General features: G+C 71.6%; 16 protein-coding genes. 7 read left to right on the plus strand and 9 right to left on the minus strand.

The window, feature by feature from the left end:
- Window positions 1-4 precede the first annotated feature (4 nt).
- Both OG509_RS08470 and rpsD read right to left on the minus strand, forming a co-directional pair.
- Entirely contained in the window at window positions 5-436 is a 432-nt protein-coding gene (locus tag OG509_RS08470) for a DUF948 domain-containing protein (RefSeq protein ID WP_406181395.1), read from the minus strand.
- Between the two features lie 179 nt (window positions 437-615).
- Window positions 616-1227 (minus strand): 30S ribosomal protein S4, encoded by a 612-nt coding sequence (rpsD, locus tag OG509_RS08475; RefSeq protein WP_030026606.1) that lies wholly within the window; start codon window positions 1225-1227, stop codon window positions 616-618.
- 235 nt (window positions 1228-1462) lie between these two features.
- Here rpsD and OG509_RS08480 point away from each other — a divergent pair, with 235 nt between their 5' ends.
- Window positions 1463-2173, plus strand: coding sequence for a DUF2470 domain-containing protein (locus tag OG509_RS08480; RefSeq protein WP_406181397.1), 711 nt, complete (start codon window positions 1463-1465; stop codon window positions 2171-2173).
- A 420-nt stretch (window positions 2174-2593) separates the two neighbouring features.
- On the opposite strand, the gene OG509_RS08485 is transcribed toward OG509_RS08480, so the two are convergent.
- Both OG509_RS08485 and OG509_RS08490 read right to left on the minus strand, forming a co-directional pair.
- Window positions 2594-3946, minus strand: coding sequence for a replication-associated recombination protein A (locus OG509_RS08485; protein ID WP_406181399.1), 1353 nt, complete (start codon window positions 3944-3946; stop codon window positions 2594-2596).
- A gap of 41 nt (window positions 3947-3987) precedes the next feature.
- Window positions 3988-4602: a vitamin K epoxide reductase family protein gene (locus OG509_RS08490; RefSeq protein ID WP_406181400.1), complete on the minus strand. Its 615-nt coding sequence runs from the start codon at window positions 4600-4602 to the stop codon at window positions 3988-3990.
- Window positions 4603-4739: 137 nt separating this feature from the next.
- Here OG509_RS08490 and OG509_RS08495 point away from each other — a divergent pair, with 137 nt between their 5' ends.
- The 4 genes from OG509_RS08495 to OG509_RS08510 are packed head-to-tail and all read left to right on the plus strand — an operon-like array spanning window position 4740 to window position 8317.
- Entirely contained in the window at window positions 4740-5621 is an 882-nt protein-coding gene (locus tag OG509_RS08495) for an ABC transporter ATP-binding protein (protein WP_406181402.1), read from the plus strand.
- The gene (locus OG509_RS08500) at window positions 5618-6478 is read left to right on the plus strand and encodes an ABC transporter permease (RefSeq protein ID WP_406181404.1); all 861 of its coding nucleotides are present in this window, start codon (window positions 5618-5620) and stop codon (window positions 6476-6478) included. The genes OG509_RS08495 and OG509_RS08500 overlap by 4 nt, the downstream gene beginning before the upstream one ends.
- A complete protein-coding gene (locus tag OG509_RS08505) occupies window positions 6454-7674 on the plus strand; it encodes a sensor histidine kinase (RefSeq protein ID WP_406181406.1) in 1221 nt (406 codons plus the stop codon). The genes OG509_RS08500 and OG509_RS08505 overlap by 25 nt, the downstream gene beginning before the upstream one ends.
- Before the next feature lie 13 nt (window positions 7675-7687).
- Entirely contained in the window at window positions 7688-8317 is a 630-nt protein-coding gene (locus OG509_RS08510) for a response regulator (RefSeq protein ID WP_385590394.1), read from the plus strand.
- Window positions 8318-8344: 27 nt separating this feature from the next.
- On the opposite strand, the gene hisS is transcribed toward OG509_RS08510, so the two are convergent.
- Both hisS and OG509_RS08520 read right to left on the minus strand, forming a co-directional pair.
- The gene (gene hisS / locus OG509_RS08515) at window positions 8345-9604 is read right to left on the minus strand and encodes a histidine--tRNA ligase (RefSeq protein WP_406181409.1); all 1260 of its coding nucleotides are present in this window, start codon (window positions 9602-9604) and stop codon (window positions 8345-8347) included.
- A 10-nt stretch (window positions 9605-9614) separates the two neighbouring features.
- Window positions 9615-10325 carry an MBL fold metallo-hydrolase gene (locus OG509_RS08520; protein WP_406181411.1) on the minus strand — a complete coding sequence of 237 codons (711 nt, stop codon included), beginning with the start codon at window positions 10323-10325 and terminating at the stop codon, window positions 9615-9617.
- A 163-nt stretch (window positions 10326-10488) separates the two neighbouring features.
- Between OG509_RS08520 and OG509_RS08525 the strand changes: the two genes are divergently transcribed.
- Both OG509_RS08525 and OG509_RS08530 read left to right on the plus strand, forming a co-directional pair.
- Window positions 10489-11271 (plus strand): peptidylprolyl isomerase, encoded by a 783-nt coding sequence (locus OG509_RS08525; RefSeq protein ID WP_406181413.1) that lies wholly within the window; start codon window positions 10489-10491, stop codon window positions 11269-11271.
- 190 nt (window positions 11272-11461) lie between these two features.
- Entirely contained in the window at window positions 11462-12691 is a 1230-nt protein-coding gene (locus OG509_RS08530) for a DUF349 domain-containing protein (protein ID WP_406181415.1), read from the plus strand.
- 67 nt (window positions 12692-12758) lie between these two features.
- Here the strand turns inward: OG509_RS08530 and OG509_RS08535 are convergent, their stop codons facing one another.
- The 3 genes from OG509_RS08535 to OG509_RS08545 are packed head-to-tail and all read right to left on the minus strand — an operon-like array spanning window position 12759 to window position 15736.
- Complete coding sequence (locus tag OG509_RS08535) at window positions 12759-13901, minus strand: caspase family protein (RefSeq protein WP_406181417.1); 1143 nt, start codon at window positions 13899-13901, stop codon at window positions 12759-12761.
- On the minus strand, window positions 13885-14313 hold the full coding sequence (locus OG509_RS08540) for a hypothetical protein (protein WP_406181419.1): 429 nt from the start codon (window positions 14311-14313) through the stop codon (window positions 13885-13887). The genes OG509_RS08535 and OG509_RS08540 overlap by 17 nt, the downstream gene beginning before the upstream one ends.
- Window positions 14306-15736, minus strand: a complete 1431-nt coding sequence (locus OG509_RS08545) for a protein kinase domain-containing protein (RefSeq protein WP_406181421.1) — start codon at window positions 15734-15736, stop codon at window positions 14306-14308. The genes OG509_RS08540 and OG509_RS08545 overlap by 8 nt, the downstream gene beginning before the upstream one ends.
- Window positions 15737-15761 lie beyond the last annotated feature (25 nt).

Raw genomic sequence — 15761 nt, forward strand, 5'->3', positions numbered from 1 at the left:
GGTTTCAGCCCTTCTGCTTCCGGCGCCGGGCCGCCGGCACCGTACGGCCAACGATCACAGTACGTCGGGACTCCCGCTGCGGCGCGGCTTCCGTGGATTTGCCCAGTGCCTTGCGGACGCCGTAGCCGAAGGCCGCGACCTTGACCAGCGGCCCGCCGAAGGTGGAGGCCACGGTGGAGGACAGCGCGGAGGCGTTCGAGGTGACTTCCTGGACGTCGCTCGCGATCGCGTCGACCCGGTCGAGCTGGGTGCGCGCGGAGCGGACGGTGGTGGAGGCGTCCGCGAGCAGCGGGACGGCCTGCTCGGTCACGTCGGCCACCAGCTTGGTGGTCGCCTTGAGCACCTGGGCCAGCCTCACCAGCACCACGGCGAGGAAGGAGACCAGAATGGCCCAGAAGACGGCCACGAGGATCCCGGCCACCTCTCCACCGGACACGTTGCACCGCTCTCTGCAGGTCTCTGCATGTGATCACTGGACAAGTCTTTCTCCGACCCTATCGCGCCGGAGATCCACCGCCGTACCGGAATTCGGGGTCCGCCGAAAACAGGAAGCCCGCCGGCTCCCCCAGAGGGGAACCGGCGGGCTGACCAGCCTGTGAGGCTACGGCCGCTGGATCAGCGGGCGTAGTACTCGACGACGAGCTGCTCGTCGCAGATGACCGGGATTTCCTTGCGGTTCGGGTCGCGGTCCAGGCGGAAGGCCAGGGCCTTCAGGTTGACCTGCAGGTAGCGCGGGGTCTCGCCCTCGCCTGCGTAGCCACCCTCACGGGCAACCTGGAACGGAACCTTCTCGCGGCTGCGCTCGCGCACGGTGATGACGTCGTCCGGGCGGACACGGAACGACGGCTTGTCGACCTTGGCACCGTTGACCTCGATGTGGCCGTGAACGACCATCTGGCGGGCCTGGTAGATGGTGCGGGCGATGCCCGAACGCAGGACCAGGGCGTCGAGGCGACGCTCGAGCTCGACGACCAGCGCCTCGCCCGTCTTGCCTTCGGCCTTCTTGGCGCGGTCGTACGCGCGGGCCATCTGACGCTCAGAGATGTCGTACTGAGCGCGCAGACGCTGCTTCTCCAGCAGACGGACCTTGTAGTCCGAGTTCTGCTTGCGGCCACGGCCGTGCTCGCCCGGCGGGTAGGGGCGGGCCTCGAAGTACTTGACGGCCTTCGGGGTCAGTGCAATGCCGAGGGCACGCGACTTCTTGACCTTGGGTCGCTTCTGGTTCACGGGGAACCTACCTCCATGTAAGTTAGGTGAGGCTTACCTTATCGAGGAGGACGTAATGTCTCGACCACATGGGATCCCCCTGCCCAGTGCGCAACGCAGTTCGGATTCAGACGAAACAGAATCCGCTTGCGCCGACGATAAGCAAGGTCAGCCGCGTCCCAGGGAAGGCGTTCGGCAGCTCACCGGAGCCGAACGCGTACGAACCCTCGTAGAGTCCAACGCCTCAGTATCCCTCATGCTGCCGGGTGCTTTCGACCAGGTGCGATCGCTTGACCAGGCAGAGTTCGGGGCAGGGGTGCCGGCCGCGCGGACCGTCACCCCGGACGGGGACGTGATTCTCCTGGTGTCAGGGGAATCCGCGGCTGCCAGGGCGGCCGCTTACGCCCAGGACGACGACCTCACCGCCGTGATCGAGATCACGGACGTGGCGCCGGTGTCCGTTCCACATCGTATCCGAGGCCGTGCGTGGCTCGCCGGGTGGCTGACCCGGGTGCGCGGGGACGACCGCGCGGCCTGCGCCGCACTGCTCGCGGAGCGCCGGCCGGTGGGCGAGCTCCTCGGGCTGCACGGCCGCCCGTCCTTCGTGATGCTGCGCCTGGAGGTCGGCGAGATCTCGGTGGAGGACCTGTGGGGCGCCGAGCACGTGGACCCCGAGGAGCTGGCCGCGGCGGAGCCCGACCCGATGGTGAACCACGAGACGGAGCTCCTCCAGCACCTGGCCGCCGCGCACCGCGACCGGATCGCGGACCTGTGCGCGCTGCTGGGCCCGCGGTCGAGCGCCGGCACGACCGCGGTCCCGCTGGCCCTGGACCGGCTGGGCCTGCCGGTCCGCTTCACGGGCGACGGCTCCTCCTTCGACGCCCGCTTCGACTTCCCGGCGCCGGTACGCGACGTCTGCGAGCTGCGCCGGGCGATGCACACCCTGTTCGCGGCGACGGGCGGCTAGTCGGCGCCCAGCCGGCGTTGGCGGCCGGGCAGGTCCCGAGCATCCCCTGCAGGGCGGTCTTCTCCGGCGGGGTGACGGACAGCCCGTACTTGGCCTTGATCCCGACGTAGCGGCGGGCGTACTCGCAGCGGTACGCCGCGCGGGGCGGCCGCCACTTGTCGGCGGTCCTGCTGCCCTTGTCCTGGTTGGTCTGCTTGTCCACGGCGAGCAGGACGTCCAGGTCGTTCGCGGCCGGCAGCCAGGCCCGAGGTCCCATGCCCGGAGCGTATGGTCCGGGCATCGTGCCCGCACGCCGAGCCTTCTCCCCGCCCCGCCCTTCTCCCTCCCCCAGACTTCGTCCGGGAGGGACCCCCAACCGGGGCTCCGCCCCGGACCCCGCGCCTCAAACGCCGGCGGGGCCGATACGTACCGCCGGCGGGGTCAGGCTCCGCCGCGGAGTCGCTCGCGCACCTTCTCCACCACGTCCGCGTAGCGGGCCTCGGCCCCGTAGCGGGTCGGTTCGTAGTACCGCTTCCCGTGCACCGCGTCGGGGGCGTACTGCTGCGCCGCGATCGCGCCCGGGACGTCGTGCGGGTACACGTACCCCACCGCGTGGCCCAGCTTGGCCGCGCCCTTGTAGTGGCCGTCCCGCAGATGCGTCGGCACCGGGCCGGCCAGGCCCGCCCGGACGTCCGCCAGGGCGGCTCCGATCGCGGTCGTCGCGGTGTTCGACTTCGGGGCCAGGGCCAGCGCGATCGTCGCGTGCGAGAGGGTCAGCGCCGCCTCCGGGAAGCCGATCATCGCCACCGCCTGCGCCGCCGCCACCGCGAGGGGCAGCGCCGTCGGGTCCGCCAGCCCGATGTCCTCGCTCGCCGAGATCATCAGGCGGCGCGCGATGAACCGCGGGTCCTCCCCGGCCTCGATCATCCGCGCCAGGTAGTGCAGCGCGGCGTCCACGTCCGAGCCGCGGATCGACTTGATCAGCGCGCTCGCCACGTCGTAGTGCTGGTCGCCGTCCCGGTCGTACTTCACCGCCGCCCGGTCGACCGCCTCCTCCACCGTCCGGAGGCTGATCTCCGGCTCCCCCTTGGCGATCGCCGACCCGGCACCCGCCTCCAGCGCCGTCAGCGCCCGCCGGGCGTCGCCGCCCGCGATCCGCAGCAGGTGCGCCTCCGCGTCCGCCGACAGGGTCACCGCCCCGCCCAGCCCCCGCTCCTCCGTCAGCGCGCGCCGCATCAGCGCGCTGAGGTCCTCGTCCGTGAGCGGCTCCAGCGTGAGCAGCAGCGACCGCGATAGCAGCGGGGAGATGATCGAGAAGTACGGGTTCTCGGTGGTCGCGGCGATCAGCGTCACCCAGCGGTTCTCGACGGCGGGGAGCAGCGAGTCCTGCTGGGCCTTGCTGAAGCGGTGGATCTCGTCGAGGAAGAGGACCGTGTCCTTGCCGTACCCGCCGGCCGCCCGCTTGGCGCCCTCGATGACGGCGCGTACTTCCTTCACGCCCGCCGTGATCGCCGACAGCTCCACGAACCGCTTCTGCGTCGCCTGGCTCACCACGTACGCGAGGGTGGTCTTGCCGATGCCCGGCGGGCCCCACAGGATCACCGAGGAGGCTCCGGCCGGACCGCCCGCCCCGTCCCCCACCAGGCGCCGCAGCGGTGATCCGGGCTTCAGCAGGTGCTGCTGGCCGACCACCTCGTCCAGGGTGCGCGGGCGCATCCGGACGGCGAGCGGGGAGCTCGCAGGGTCCTTCTCCCGGCGGTCTTCGGCAGCGGCGGTGAACAGGTCTGGTTCCACACAGGAAGCCTAAGCGAGCCCGCCGACAGCGGGCCGCGCCCTCAGGAGGTCCAGAAGTCCCACCAGCGCGTCAGGATCAGCATGCCGATGATCCCGACGTGCAGCACCGGCAGCACCCAGGTGAACTCGTCGAGGAAGGCCCGCAGCCAGCCCGGGGCGGGCAGCAGCCGCTCGCGCACGTTGAACGCCGTGACGTACCAGAACATGAAGATCGTGGCGACCCAGGCCAGGGAGCACCACAGGCACAGCGAGTTGATGTTGTACAGCGACTGGTACATCAGCCAGGTGCAGAACCCGACGCCGAACAGCATGCCCGCGTTGAGGGTCAGCCAGTACCAGGGCCGGAACCGGGCCCCGGCCAGCACGCTCATGCCGACGCAGACGACGATGCCGTACGCGACCAGCCCCAGCATCGGGTTCGGGAAGCCGAAGGCGGACGCCTGCTCGCTCTTCATGATGTTGCCGCAGGAGACGATCGGGTTCAGGCTGCAGCCCGGCGTGAAGTTCGGGTCCTCCAGCAGCTTGAACTTGTCGATCGTGATCACCCAGGCCGCGAGCAGTCCCAGGGCGCCCGTGATCACCAGGAGCACGGCCAGGGCCTTGCTCGCGCCGACCGTCCGCGGGGCGGTGTCTGCGTCCGTACCTCGTGTCGTCATACCGCCCGCTCCACATCTGCAAGGTCAACAAGCACCGGCCATTGTGCCGTACGGAGCTGTGTGTCCACCGTTCGGTGGACATAAGGACGTACGCACGGGGGGACCGGTGGAGCCCGTTCCGCCAGACCATTTGAGGCATGACACAGAACGCGGTGGAAGTACGGGGGCTTCGCAAGCAGTACGGCGAGGTCACCGCGGTGGACGGACTCGATCTGACGATCCGGCAGGGCGAGGTCTTCGGCCTCCTCGGGCCCAACGGCGCCGGCAAGAGCACCACGGTGGAGATCCTTCAGGGCCACCGGGAACGGGACGGGGGCGAGGTCAGTGTGCTCGGCGCGGACCCGGCCGGCGCCGGTCGGGCCTGGCGCTCGCGCGTCGGGATCGTCTGGCAGGACGAGTCGGCGCCCGCCGAGCTGACGGTACGGGAGACGGTCGAGCACTTCGCCCGCTACTACCCGGCCCCGCGCGACCCGGCCGAGGTCATCGCCCTGGTCGGCCTGGAACAGAAGCGCGACCAGCGCGTGAAGGGGCTCTCGGGCGGCCAGCGGCGCCGGCTCGACGTGGCGCTCGGCGTCATCGGCGATCCCGAGCTGCTGCTCCTCGACGAGCCGACGACCGGCTTCGACCCGGCGGCCCGCCGCCAGTTCTGGGACCTGATCCGGCTGCTCGCCGGCGAGGGCACCACCATCGTGCTCACCACGCACTACCTGGAGGAGGCCGAGGCCCTCGCCGACCGCCTGGCCGTCATCGCGAGCGGCAAGGTCGTCGCCGAGGGCGAACCGGCCGAGCTGCGCTCCCGCTTCGGCACCGGCGCCACCGTCGAGTGGACCGGGGCCGACGGCACCCCGCAGAGCATCGCCACCGAGACCCCCACCCGTACGGTCGCCGAGCTCATGGCCCGCTTCGAGGGCGAGATCCCGGGGCTGAAGATCGGCCGGCCCACCCTGGAGGACGTGTACCTGCGCCTCACGGGCCAGCTCGTACCCACGACCGCGCAGCAGCCGGAGGACGCACGATGACCACCACCACCGCCACGACCGCGAAGACCGGCGGCCGGGCCGCCGCGGCCGCGAAGGCGCTGCCCGGCGCCTGGACCCTGGGCCTGAGCCGAGGGGCCCTGGAGATCAAGCAGTTCGTCCGCCAGCGGGACGCGATGATCTTCACCTTCGCCTTCCCCATCGTCTTCCTCGCCCTCTTCGCCTCGATCTTCCGCGACAGCGTGGAGAACACCGGCGTCACCGCCTCACAGCTGTACGCGGCCGGCATGGTCGCCGCGGGCATCATGTCCACCAGCTTCCAGTCGCTCGGCATCTCGATCGCCGTCGAACGGGACGAGAAGGTGCTGCGCCGGCTGCGCGGGACCCCGATGCCCCCGGCGGCGTACTTCCTCGGCAAGGTCTGGATGGTGCTCGCCACCGGACTCGCCGAGACCGCGATCCTGTTGCTCGTCGGCTCCACCCTGTTCGACCTCGACCTGCCGGCCTCGGCCGCCAAGTGGCTCACCTTCGGCTGGATCTTCGCCCTCGGCCTCACCGGCTGCGCACTGCTCGGCATCGCCATCAGCAGCCTGCCCAAGTCGGGCAAGAGCGCGAGCTCGATGGTCGTCCTTCCGTTCCTGATCCTCCAGTTCGTCTCCGGCGTCTTCATCCCGGTCAACGCGATCCCGGACTGGCTGCTGAACATCGGCGCGCTGTTCCCGCTGAAGTGGATGTGCCAGGGTCTGCGCGGGGTGTTCCTGCCGGAGTCCGCGGCCGTCCTGGAGCAGGCGGGCAGCTGGGAGTACGGAAAGGTCGCCCTGGTCCTGGGGGCCTGGGTCGTCGGAGGGTTGGTCCTGTGTCTGCTGACCTTCAAGTGGAAGAACCATCGCGACGGCTGAACGGCTTCACCGGGACGGCCGGGGCGCGTGAATCCCACGTCTGGGACCGCGCGTTCGGGCCGTGGGACCTCTACTTCGGCCTCGTGTGGGCCGCGACCGTGGCCTTCGTCCTGGGCGCGGACTTCCCCTCGCTGTCGTACCGGGTCCCCGCCGCCGTCCTGCTCACGCTGCTGATCCCCTGGTACGCGTGGGCCGGCCGGCCCCTGCTCCTGAAGGATCCCTGGACCGAACCGCGGCGGTCCCTGCGCTACCTGGGCGTGATGCTGGCCCTGTTCCTGCCCGCCGCCTTCCTTGTGGGCGAGACCCGGCTGATCACCTTCGCGCTCGCCCCGCACTGCTTCATGCTGCTGCCGCTGCGCCGGGCGATCGGCGCGATGGCGGTGGTGGCGCTGCTGCCGGTGGCCGGGTGGGCGCTGCTGTGGCGGCCGGCCGGCCACATCGTCTTCATCAACGCGGCCAGCTCGTTCGTCACCTTCGCCTTCTCCTCCTTCTTCGGCGCCTGGATCATCCGGATCATCGAGCAGAGCCAGGAGCGGGCCTCGCTGATCGCCGAACTCGACGCCAGCCGGGAGGAGGTGGCCCGGCTCTCCGCCGCACAGGGCGCCCACGCAGAAAGGGAACGCATGTCCCGCGAGATCCACGACACCCTCGCCCAGGGCTTCACGAGCCTGCTGATGCTGGTGCAGGCCGTGCAGTCGGAGCTGGACACCGACCCGGAGCAGGCCCACCGGCACCTGGAGCTGATGGCCGCCACCGCCCGGCAGAACCTCTCCGAGGCCCGGGCCCTGGTCGCGGGCGGCGTCCCCGCCGACCTGGACGCCGGCTCCCTGCCGGACGCCGTACGCCGCCTCGCGGCCAGGCAGGACCCGCCGGCGGCGGTCTCGGTGACCGGGGAGGTGCGGCCGCTGGCCGCGGCGCTGGAGGTGGTGGCCCTGCGGTCCTGCCAGGAGTCGCTGTCGAACGCGGCGAAGCACGCGGGGGCCGCGGCGCACTGCTCGGTGTCCCTGGCCTACGGTGACGGCGAACTGGCCGTCACCGTCCGGGACACCGGTCGCGGCTTCGACCCGGCGGCCCCGGCGTCGGGCTACGGCCTGCGGGGGCTGCGCGCCCGCGCGGCGGAGGTCGGCGGCACGGCGGCTGTCGAAAGCGCCGCAGAGGCAGGCACCACCGTCACCGTGACACTCCCGATCCGCTGAGGAGCCGCAGAACATGATCCGTATCCTGCTGGCCGACGACCACCCGGTGGTACGGGAGGGCCTGCGCGGCATGCTGAGCGCGGAGCCGGACCTGGAGGTCGTCGCGGAGGCCGCGAACGGCCCGCAGGCTGAGGCGCTGGCCGCGGAGCTGCTCCCCGGCGGCCTGGACCTGATCCTGATGGACCTGAGGATGCCGGGCGGCGACGGCGTCGAGTCGATCGCCCGGATGAGCGCGGCCGGGCTGCCGGTCAGGGTCGTGGTCCTGACGACGTACGAGAACGACCGGGACATCCTGCGGGCGGTGGAGGCGGGGGCGGCCGGCTACCTGCTGAAGGACATGGCGCGGGCGGAGCTGGCCGACGCGATCCGCGCGGCCGTGCGGGGCGAGACGGTCCTGGCCCCGTCGGTCGCGGGCCGCCTGGTCGACCGCCTGCGCACCCGCCCCGAGCGCCCCCGCCTCTCCGACCGCGAGGTCGCGGTCCTGCGACTGGTCGCGGAGGGCGCGACGAACGCGGAGATCGGCCGCCGCCTGTTCGTCGCGGAGTCCACCGTCAAGACGCACCTGCTGCGCATCTTCGGCAAGCTGGAGGTGACGGACCGCACGGCCGCGGTGACCACGGCCATGCGGCACGACCTCCTCTGACGGACCCGCCCCGGGGGACGGCTTCCGTCAGGCCAGCTTGGTGCGCAGGAGGGCCACCACGTCCGTCACGGTGACCGGGGACTGCTCCCCGGACTCCATGTCCTTCAGCTGGACCACGCCCTCGGCGAGGTCGCGGTCGCCCGCGACGATCGCGAAGCGCGCGCCCGACCGGTTGGCGTCCTTCATCGCGCCCTTGAGGCCCTTGCCCCCGTACGAGATGTCCGCCGCGACACCGGCCTTGCGGAGCTCCGTGACCAGCCCGAACAGCACCGGCTTCGCCTCGCCCAGCGCCACCGCGAACACCGACGTCGCCGGCGGGATGTCCAGCTCGACACCCTCCGCTTCGAGCGCCAGCACCGTACGGTCCACGCCCAGGGCCCAGCCCACCGACGGCAGGGCCGGTCCGCCGATCATCTCGGACAGGCCGTCGTAGCGGCCGCCGCCGCCGACCGCGGACTGCGAGCCCAGCCCGTCGTGCACGAACTCGAACGTGGTCCGCGTGTAGTAGTCCAGCCCGCGCACCAGCTTCTCGTCGTCCTCGAAGGCGACCCCGGCGGCCGTGATCAGCGCCCGGACCTCCTCGTGGTACGCCTTGCACGCGTCGCACAGGTAGTCCCGCAGCATCGGCGCGCCGACCAGCTGCTTCTGTACCTCGGCGCGCTTGTCGTCGAGGACGCGCAGCGGGTTGATCTCGGCCCGGCGCACGGTCTCCTCGTCGAGGTCCAGCCCGCCCAGGAAGGCCTGGAGCGCCTCCCGGTACACCGGGCGGCACTCCTTGTCGCCCAGCGAGTTCAGCAGGATCCGGAAGTTGCGCAGGCCCAGCGTGCGGTACGCCTGGTCGGCCAGGATGATCAGCTCGGCGTCCAGCGCCGGGTCCTCGGCGCCGATGGCCTCGGCACCGACCTGCGAGAAGTGGCGGTAGCGGCCCTTCTGCGGGCGCTCGTAGCGGTAGTACGAGCCCGAGTACCAGAGCTTGACCGGCAGGCCGCCGGCCTTGTGCAGGTTCGCCTCCAGCGCCGCGCGCAGCACGGACGCGGTGCCCTCGGGACGCAGCGCGAGGTTGGCCCCGCCCTTCGTCGTGAGGGTGTACATCTCCTTGGTCACGATGTCGGTGGACTCGCCGACACCGCGCGCGAACAGGTCGACGTCCTCGAAGCCCGGCGTCTCGACGTACCCGTAGCCGGACAGCCGCAGGGGGCCGGAGATGGCGTCGCGGACGGCCAGGTACTTCGCCGAGTACGGCGGGATCAGGTCGTACGTGCCCTTGGGGGCCTTGAAGGTGCTCACGAAACTCTCGTCACATTCCTCGTCGTGGAGACGTGAATCCGTCTCCCAGGCCGGCGGCCACCTGCCGCAGGTACGGGTTGGTGGCGCGCTCACGGCCAATGGTCGTGTGCTCGTTGTGACCGGGCAGCACCACGGTCGAGTCGTCGAGCGGCAGGCACACGCGGGCCAGCGACTCGAGCATGTCCGCGTGGCTGCCGCCCGGGAAGTCGGTGCGTCCGATGGAGCCGGCGAAGAGCAGGTCGCCCGAGAACAGCAGCGGCGGGATGTCCCCCGCCTCGGGCATCCCGAAGGTCACCGACCCCCTGGTATGCCCGGGCGCGTGCGACACGGTGAGCTCCATGCCCGCCAGTGCCAGCTTCGCGCCGTCGCTGAGCTCCTTCACGTCGGAGGGCTCCCCGACCGTGAGCTCGCCCATCAGCTGCGCTCCCAGGGAGCGGCCCAGCGCCTTCTCCGGGTCGCTCATCATGAAGCGGTCCTCGGGGTGGATCCAGGCCGGTACGTCGTGCGCTCCGCACACCGGGACCACCGAGGCCACGTGGTCGATGTGGCCGTGGGTGAGGACGACCGCGACGGGCTTGAGCCGATGCTTCTTCAGCGTCTCCTCGACACCCTGGGTGGCCTGGTGGCCCGGGTCGATGATGACGCACTCCTCACCGGCGGCGGGGGCGACCACGTAACAGTTGGTCCCCCAGGCCCCGGCGGGGAACCCGGCAATCAGCACGTTCGTCCTCAATCGTCGTCCGGCGGGAGCTCCAGCAGCGGCCGAGATCGGAATGCTGCTGCTCAGAGCCTACCGGCGCCGCTCGTTCCACAGCGAACCCATATACGGTACGGCCTAACCGAGCCCGGACAGCGGTGCCATACACGTACAAGGAGACGACCCGGTGGTCACGAGCGATCAGCGGCGGCGACAGCTCGCCAGGGAGAAGTACGAGCGCCAGCAGAAGCGCCGGGTCGAGGCCCGCCGCAAGGCACGGCAGCGGGCGGCGGTGATCGGTGCGGCGGTGGCCGTGGTGGTCGCGACGCTGGTGGGCCTCGTCGTGGGCGGCGTCTTCGACAAGGACAAGAAGGACAGCGCGGCGGACCCGGCGGCGAACCCGTCGGCCTCGCCCTCGCCGAAGACCTCGCCCGCGCCGGCGATGGCGATCGACAAGAACGCGAAGTACACGTTCGACCTGAAGACCACCGCGGGTGAGATCAAGTTCGAGATGGACGCGGCGAAGACGCCGGAGACCGTCAACTCGTTCAAGGCGCTCGCGGACAAGGGCTTCTTCGACAACACCAAGTGCCACCGCCTGACCACTTCCGGGATCTTCGTGCTGCAGTGCGGCGACCCGGAGGGCACGGGCATGGGCGGCCCCGGCTACACGATCGCGGACGAGAACCTCGACTCGCTGGGCAAGCCGAACGAGCAGGGCCAGGTGATCTACCCGGCGGGCACGGTGGCGATGGCCAATACCGGCCAGCCGCACAGCGGCGGCAGCCAGTTCTTCCTGGTCTACAAGGACAGCCCGCTGGCTCCGTCGTACACGCCGTTCGGCAAGATCGACGCGGCGGGTCTGAAGGCGCTGGAGGAGGTGGCCAAGGCCGGTACGGCCGACGGCGGCCAGGACGGGGCCCCGAAGACCCCGGTGACCGTCCAGAAGGGCGCCGTCACCCAGAACTGACGGGTTCCGGCGGCCTCGGGCCCGGCCGGCGTCCGGCCCGTACGGCGATATTCCGTCGTGCGGGATGCGGACAGCCGGCCCGGCGGTCGCCTATGTTGGCGTTGTGCAGGGCGGGCGCTGCCCGCCCCCGGAAACTGTGGACGATGCCCAGGGGGTGAACCCCTCGCAGGCATCAGGTGGAGGAGGCGCTGTGAGCAGCGACCCGTGGGGCCGTGTCGACGAGACGGGCACCGTGTACGTGCGTACTGCCGAGGGCGAGAAGGTCGTCGGCTCCTGGCAGGCGGGCACCCCTGAGGAGGCCCTGGCCTACTTCGAGCGCAAGTACGAGGGCCTGGTGGTCGAGATCGGCCTCCTCGAACGGCGGGTGCGGACCACCGATCTGTCCGCCAAGGACGCGCAGACGGCCATCGACCACCTGCGCACGCAGGTGGAGGAGCACCACGCCGTCGGCGACCTCGACGCCCTGCGCGTCCGGCTGGACAAGCTGGTCGCGACCGTGGACTCGCGGCGCGAGGAGCGCAAGGTCCAGAAGGCCAAGCAGACGGACGAGGCCCGTGCGGCCAAGGACGCGCTGGTGGCCGAGGCCGAGCAGCTGGCGCAGAGCGACCAGTGGCGCAGTGCGGGCGAGCGGCTGCGGGCCCTGGTGGACACCTGGAAGGGTCTGCCGCGCCTGGACCGCAAGTCGGACGACGAGCTGTGGCACCGCTTCTCGCACGCCCGTTCCGCTTTCTCCAAGCGCCGCAAGGCGCACTTCGCCTCGCTCGACGCGCAGCGCGAGGACGCCCGCAAGGTCAAGGAGAAGCTGGTCGCGGAGGCCGAGTCGCTGTCGAAGTCGACCGACTGGGGTCCGACGGCCGCCCGCTACCGCGAGCTGATGGCGGACTGGAAGGCGGCGGGCCGGGCGCAGCGCGAGTCCGAGGACGATCTGTGGAACCGTTTCCGCGGTGCGCAGGACGTGTTCTTCGCGGCGCGCGGCGAGGTGTTCGCGGAGCGTGACGCCGAGCAGGTGGAGAACCTGAAGCTGAAGGAGGAGCTGGCCGAGGAGGCCGAGAAGCTCGTCCCGATCACGGACCTGAAGGCCGCCCGGGCCGCGTTCCGCTCCCTCAACGAGCGCTGGGAGGGCATCGGCCACGTGCCGCGCGACGCCCGGCCGAAGGTCGAGGGCCGGATGCACACGGTGGAGCGGGCGATCCAGGAGGCCGAGGAGGGCGAGTGGCGCCGTACGAACCCGGAGGCGCGGGCCCGTGCGGCCGGTCTGACGGGTCAGCTCCAGGCGGCGGTCGACAAGCTGCGTGAGCAGATCGACGCGGCCCGCGCCGCGGGCAACAACGCGAAGGCCGACAAGCTGGCCCGCGAGCTGGAGGGCCGCCAGGCCCTGCTGGACCAGGCCCTGAAGGGCCTGGAGGAGTTCGGCGGCTGACGCCCCCGGGATCTCGGAGCAGCCCCGGTACGGATCCTCGTACCGGGGCTTTTCGGTGTTCCGGTGGTCACGGCAGGGCCCGGCTGCCGTCCTGGAGCAGGTCCAGGGCGTGTTCGAGCACCTCGCAGGCCTGGATGTGGTTGCCGGACTCCTGGAGCAGCGAGGCAAGGCGGCGGCACACCCGCACGGCTTCGGGACCGTAGAACCGGTGGACCTGCTGGAAGGCCTGCTCCAGCACCTCCATCGCCTCACGGGTCTGTCCGGTCTCCTCCAGCATGTCGGAGAGTTCGAGCTGTGCGGCGAGCGGGTCCCCCTCGCCGTCGGGCGCCCGTTCCTGGAGGGCGAGGCGCAGCACGGGCAGGGCGTCTCGGGTGCGGCCCGCGGCACGCAGTGTGCGGGCGAGGCCGAGCCCGGCGACGACCATGGCGGAGCGGATGTCCGCGGCCAGGACGGGTCCGGCCGGGGTGCCGCGTACGGCGCGCGCCCGGTTGCGTACCAGCCGCAGGCGGCCCATGCCCATTTCCTGTGCGTGCTGCGGAAGCGGACGGTTCTTGCCGCGCAGCCGGGCCTCCATGGTGCGGCACAGGGTGTCCAGGTCGATCAGTTCGGGTCCGTCGTGGATCCCGTGGCGCAGGATGGTCAGCAGTTCGCCGGTGAAGGCGGTGTGCCGCTCGCCGTACGGGGACAGGGCCACGGCGTCGCGGGGGGACGCGGTGAGGACGTACGCGCCCTCGACCGCTGCCTGGGCGGCCAGCGCGTCCTCCTCGCCGGCGAGGGTGCTGGCGGCCCGGCCGCTGAAGCAGCAGTCGAGCAGCACCACCTTGCGCCGGGCCGACGAGTCGCGCAGGGCGGCCCGCAGGTGCTGGTAGGCGACGGCGGTGTAGCCGACGTGCTCGCGGGAGCCTTGGAGGGCGAGGTAGAGGTCGGCCGTCGCCGCGTCCCGCATGCCGTGCCCGGAGTAGTAGACCAGGAGCGTGTCGGTGGCCTCCTCCCCCGCGCGGTTGACCGGGTCGAGCACCTCGGCGGGATGCTGGGGGTCGAGTACCTGCGTGCAGTGCTGCTCGGGCAGTCCCCAGATCGTCGCGTCGCACAGCTCGGCGGCCAGGTCCTTGACGTTGCACTCGACGGACGGGAGCGCGGCCAGGTGCCGGTAGCCGGCGCTGCCGATGAGGACCGCCCGCGAGGCCGCCGGGTCAGGCAGTCCCGTCATCGGCCCCGTCCTCGTCCCCGCTTCCGTTCTCCAGCGCCGCGATGATGCGCCGCAGGCCTTCGGGGTCGGCGGCCTCGTCCCCGGTGAGCGTGATCTCGTACGGGCCACGGCGCACGGTGAGCGCCGGAGGCCGGCGGCGGGACGCCTGCCACTGGAGCACGGCGAACAGCAGTGATCCGGCGGACAGGCCGCTGCCGACGGCCAGTTGCAGGAGGTCGAAGCCGGGCGAGCCCATCGGCGTGCCATACGCTGCCGGCGCCGGTGCCGGTGTCGGTTCGCCGCTCCGAATCCGTCCGCGTACGTCGCGGCGGAGCGACTCGTCCTCCTTCAACCAGAGCAGCAGGGAACGCAGTTCGGTCTCCGGGCCCTGCCCCGCTCTGTGCGGGTCCACCTGTAACTCGTACTCATGCATCCTCGGTGCCCCTCCCCTGTCCGTGATGGGCGCTGACCCGGGCGAACAGCTCCAGCGCCTGTGGTGCCCTGCCCAGCCGGGCCAGGCACACAGCCTGCCAGTACTGGCAGGCGAGCGTGGTCGGATGGGCCGGGCCCAGCGTCTCCACGCAGAACGCTCCGAGTCCGCCGAGCAGGTCCAGGGCCTCCCGCAGGTTCCCGCGCTGGATCAGGCCGACCGCCTCGCGCTGCCGGGACAGTGCGGTCTGCTCGGTCATCCGGCTGCGCACCAGGCGGCGGGTGCTCTGGCTGAGGGTGACGTGTCCGGTCCGGAACGAGTGGTTCTGAGCGGGCTGGACGTCGACCAGGCCCCAGTCGTACTGGGGAACCTCCGCAGGCTCCTCCTCATCGAGCCTCGGCGTGGCCGCGGGCACGGGCATCGGCACCTGCGGCGGCCCGGGCGGCCGCGGCGGAACGGGCGGCCCGGAAGCGTGGTCGTCCAGGGCGAAGGCCTCCTCCCCGGCAGCGTGGTGGTCCAGGGGACGGATTTCCATCCCGGAGGCGTGGTTGTCCAGGGGGCGGACTTCCTGCCCGGCGCGGTCCGGCATGACGTCCTCTTCGTCCGTCCAGGGCCGGATCAGGGCCTCCGCGGCGGCGGCGCTGGGGGTGCGCGCATCCAGGTCCCGCGCGCTGAGGGCGTCGACCGCGTCCGCGAGCCGGAGCGGGATCGCCACGGGGCTGTCGTGCAGCGAGGGCATTCCCTCGCGGATGACCCGGTCGAGCAGCACTTCCACGTGGTGTGCCTCACCGAATGGTGAGGCGCCGGTCAGCATGAAGTGCAGGCAGGCCCCCACCCCGTACACGTCGGAGGCGGCCACGGGCAGCTCGCCCCTGATGCGTTCCGGGGCCATGTACTGAGGGGTTCCGAGCAGGTCGCCGGCGATGCTGATGGCGACCTCGCCGGTCAGCCGGGCCAGCCCGAAGTCGTAGAGGACCACCCGGCCGCTCGCGGTGACCCGGATGTTGGCGGGCTTGACGTCGCGGTGGAGCACTCCCCTGTGGTGCGCGGCGCCGAGGCCGGCCAGGGTGTCGGCGGCGATCCGGCAGGCCTCGCCCACGGGGAGCGCACCGCCCGCGCGAACCAGCTCGGAGATGTCCGATCCGTCGAGGAACTCCATCACGAGGTAGGGCGTGCCCTCGTCGACCCCCGCGTCGTAGACGCCGACCACGTTGGGGTGGCTGATCCGGGCGAGGGCCCGCGCCTCGGCCTCGAAGCGCCTGGCCGCCGCCTCGCCCACCGATCCGTACACCGTCAGGACCTTGACCGCGACACGCCGCCGCAGCAGCGTGTCCTCGGCCTCGAAGACGGTGCCCATGCCACCCCGGCCGACGGGTCGTACGGGTTCGAAGCGCTGGGCGAGCCCGCGCGGGAAGACATCGGCCACGTGTTCCCCCCGGGGTGGCGTCAGA

Origin of the sequence: Streptomyces sp. NBC_01006 (genome assembly GCF_045162725.1) — a bacterium.
In the GTDB taxonomy this organism is placed as follows: domain Bacteria; phylum Actinomycetota; class Actinomycetes; order Streptomycetales; family Streptomycetaceae; genus Streptomyces.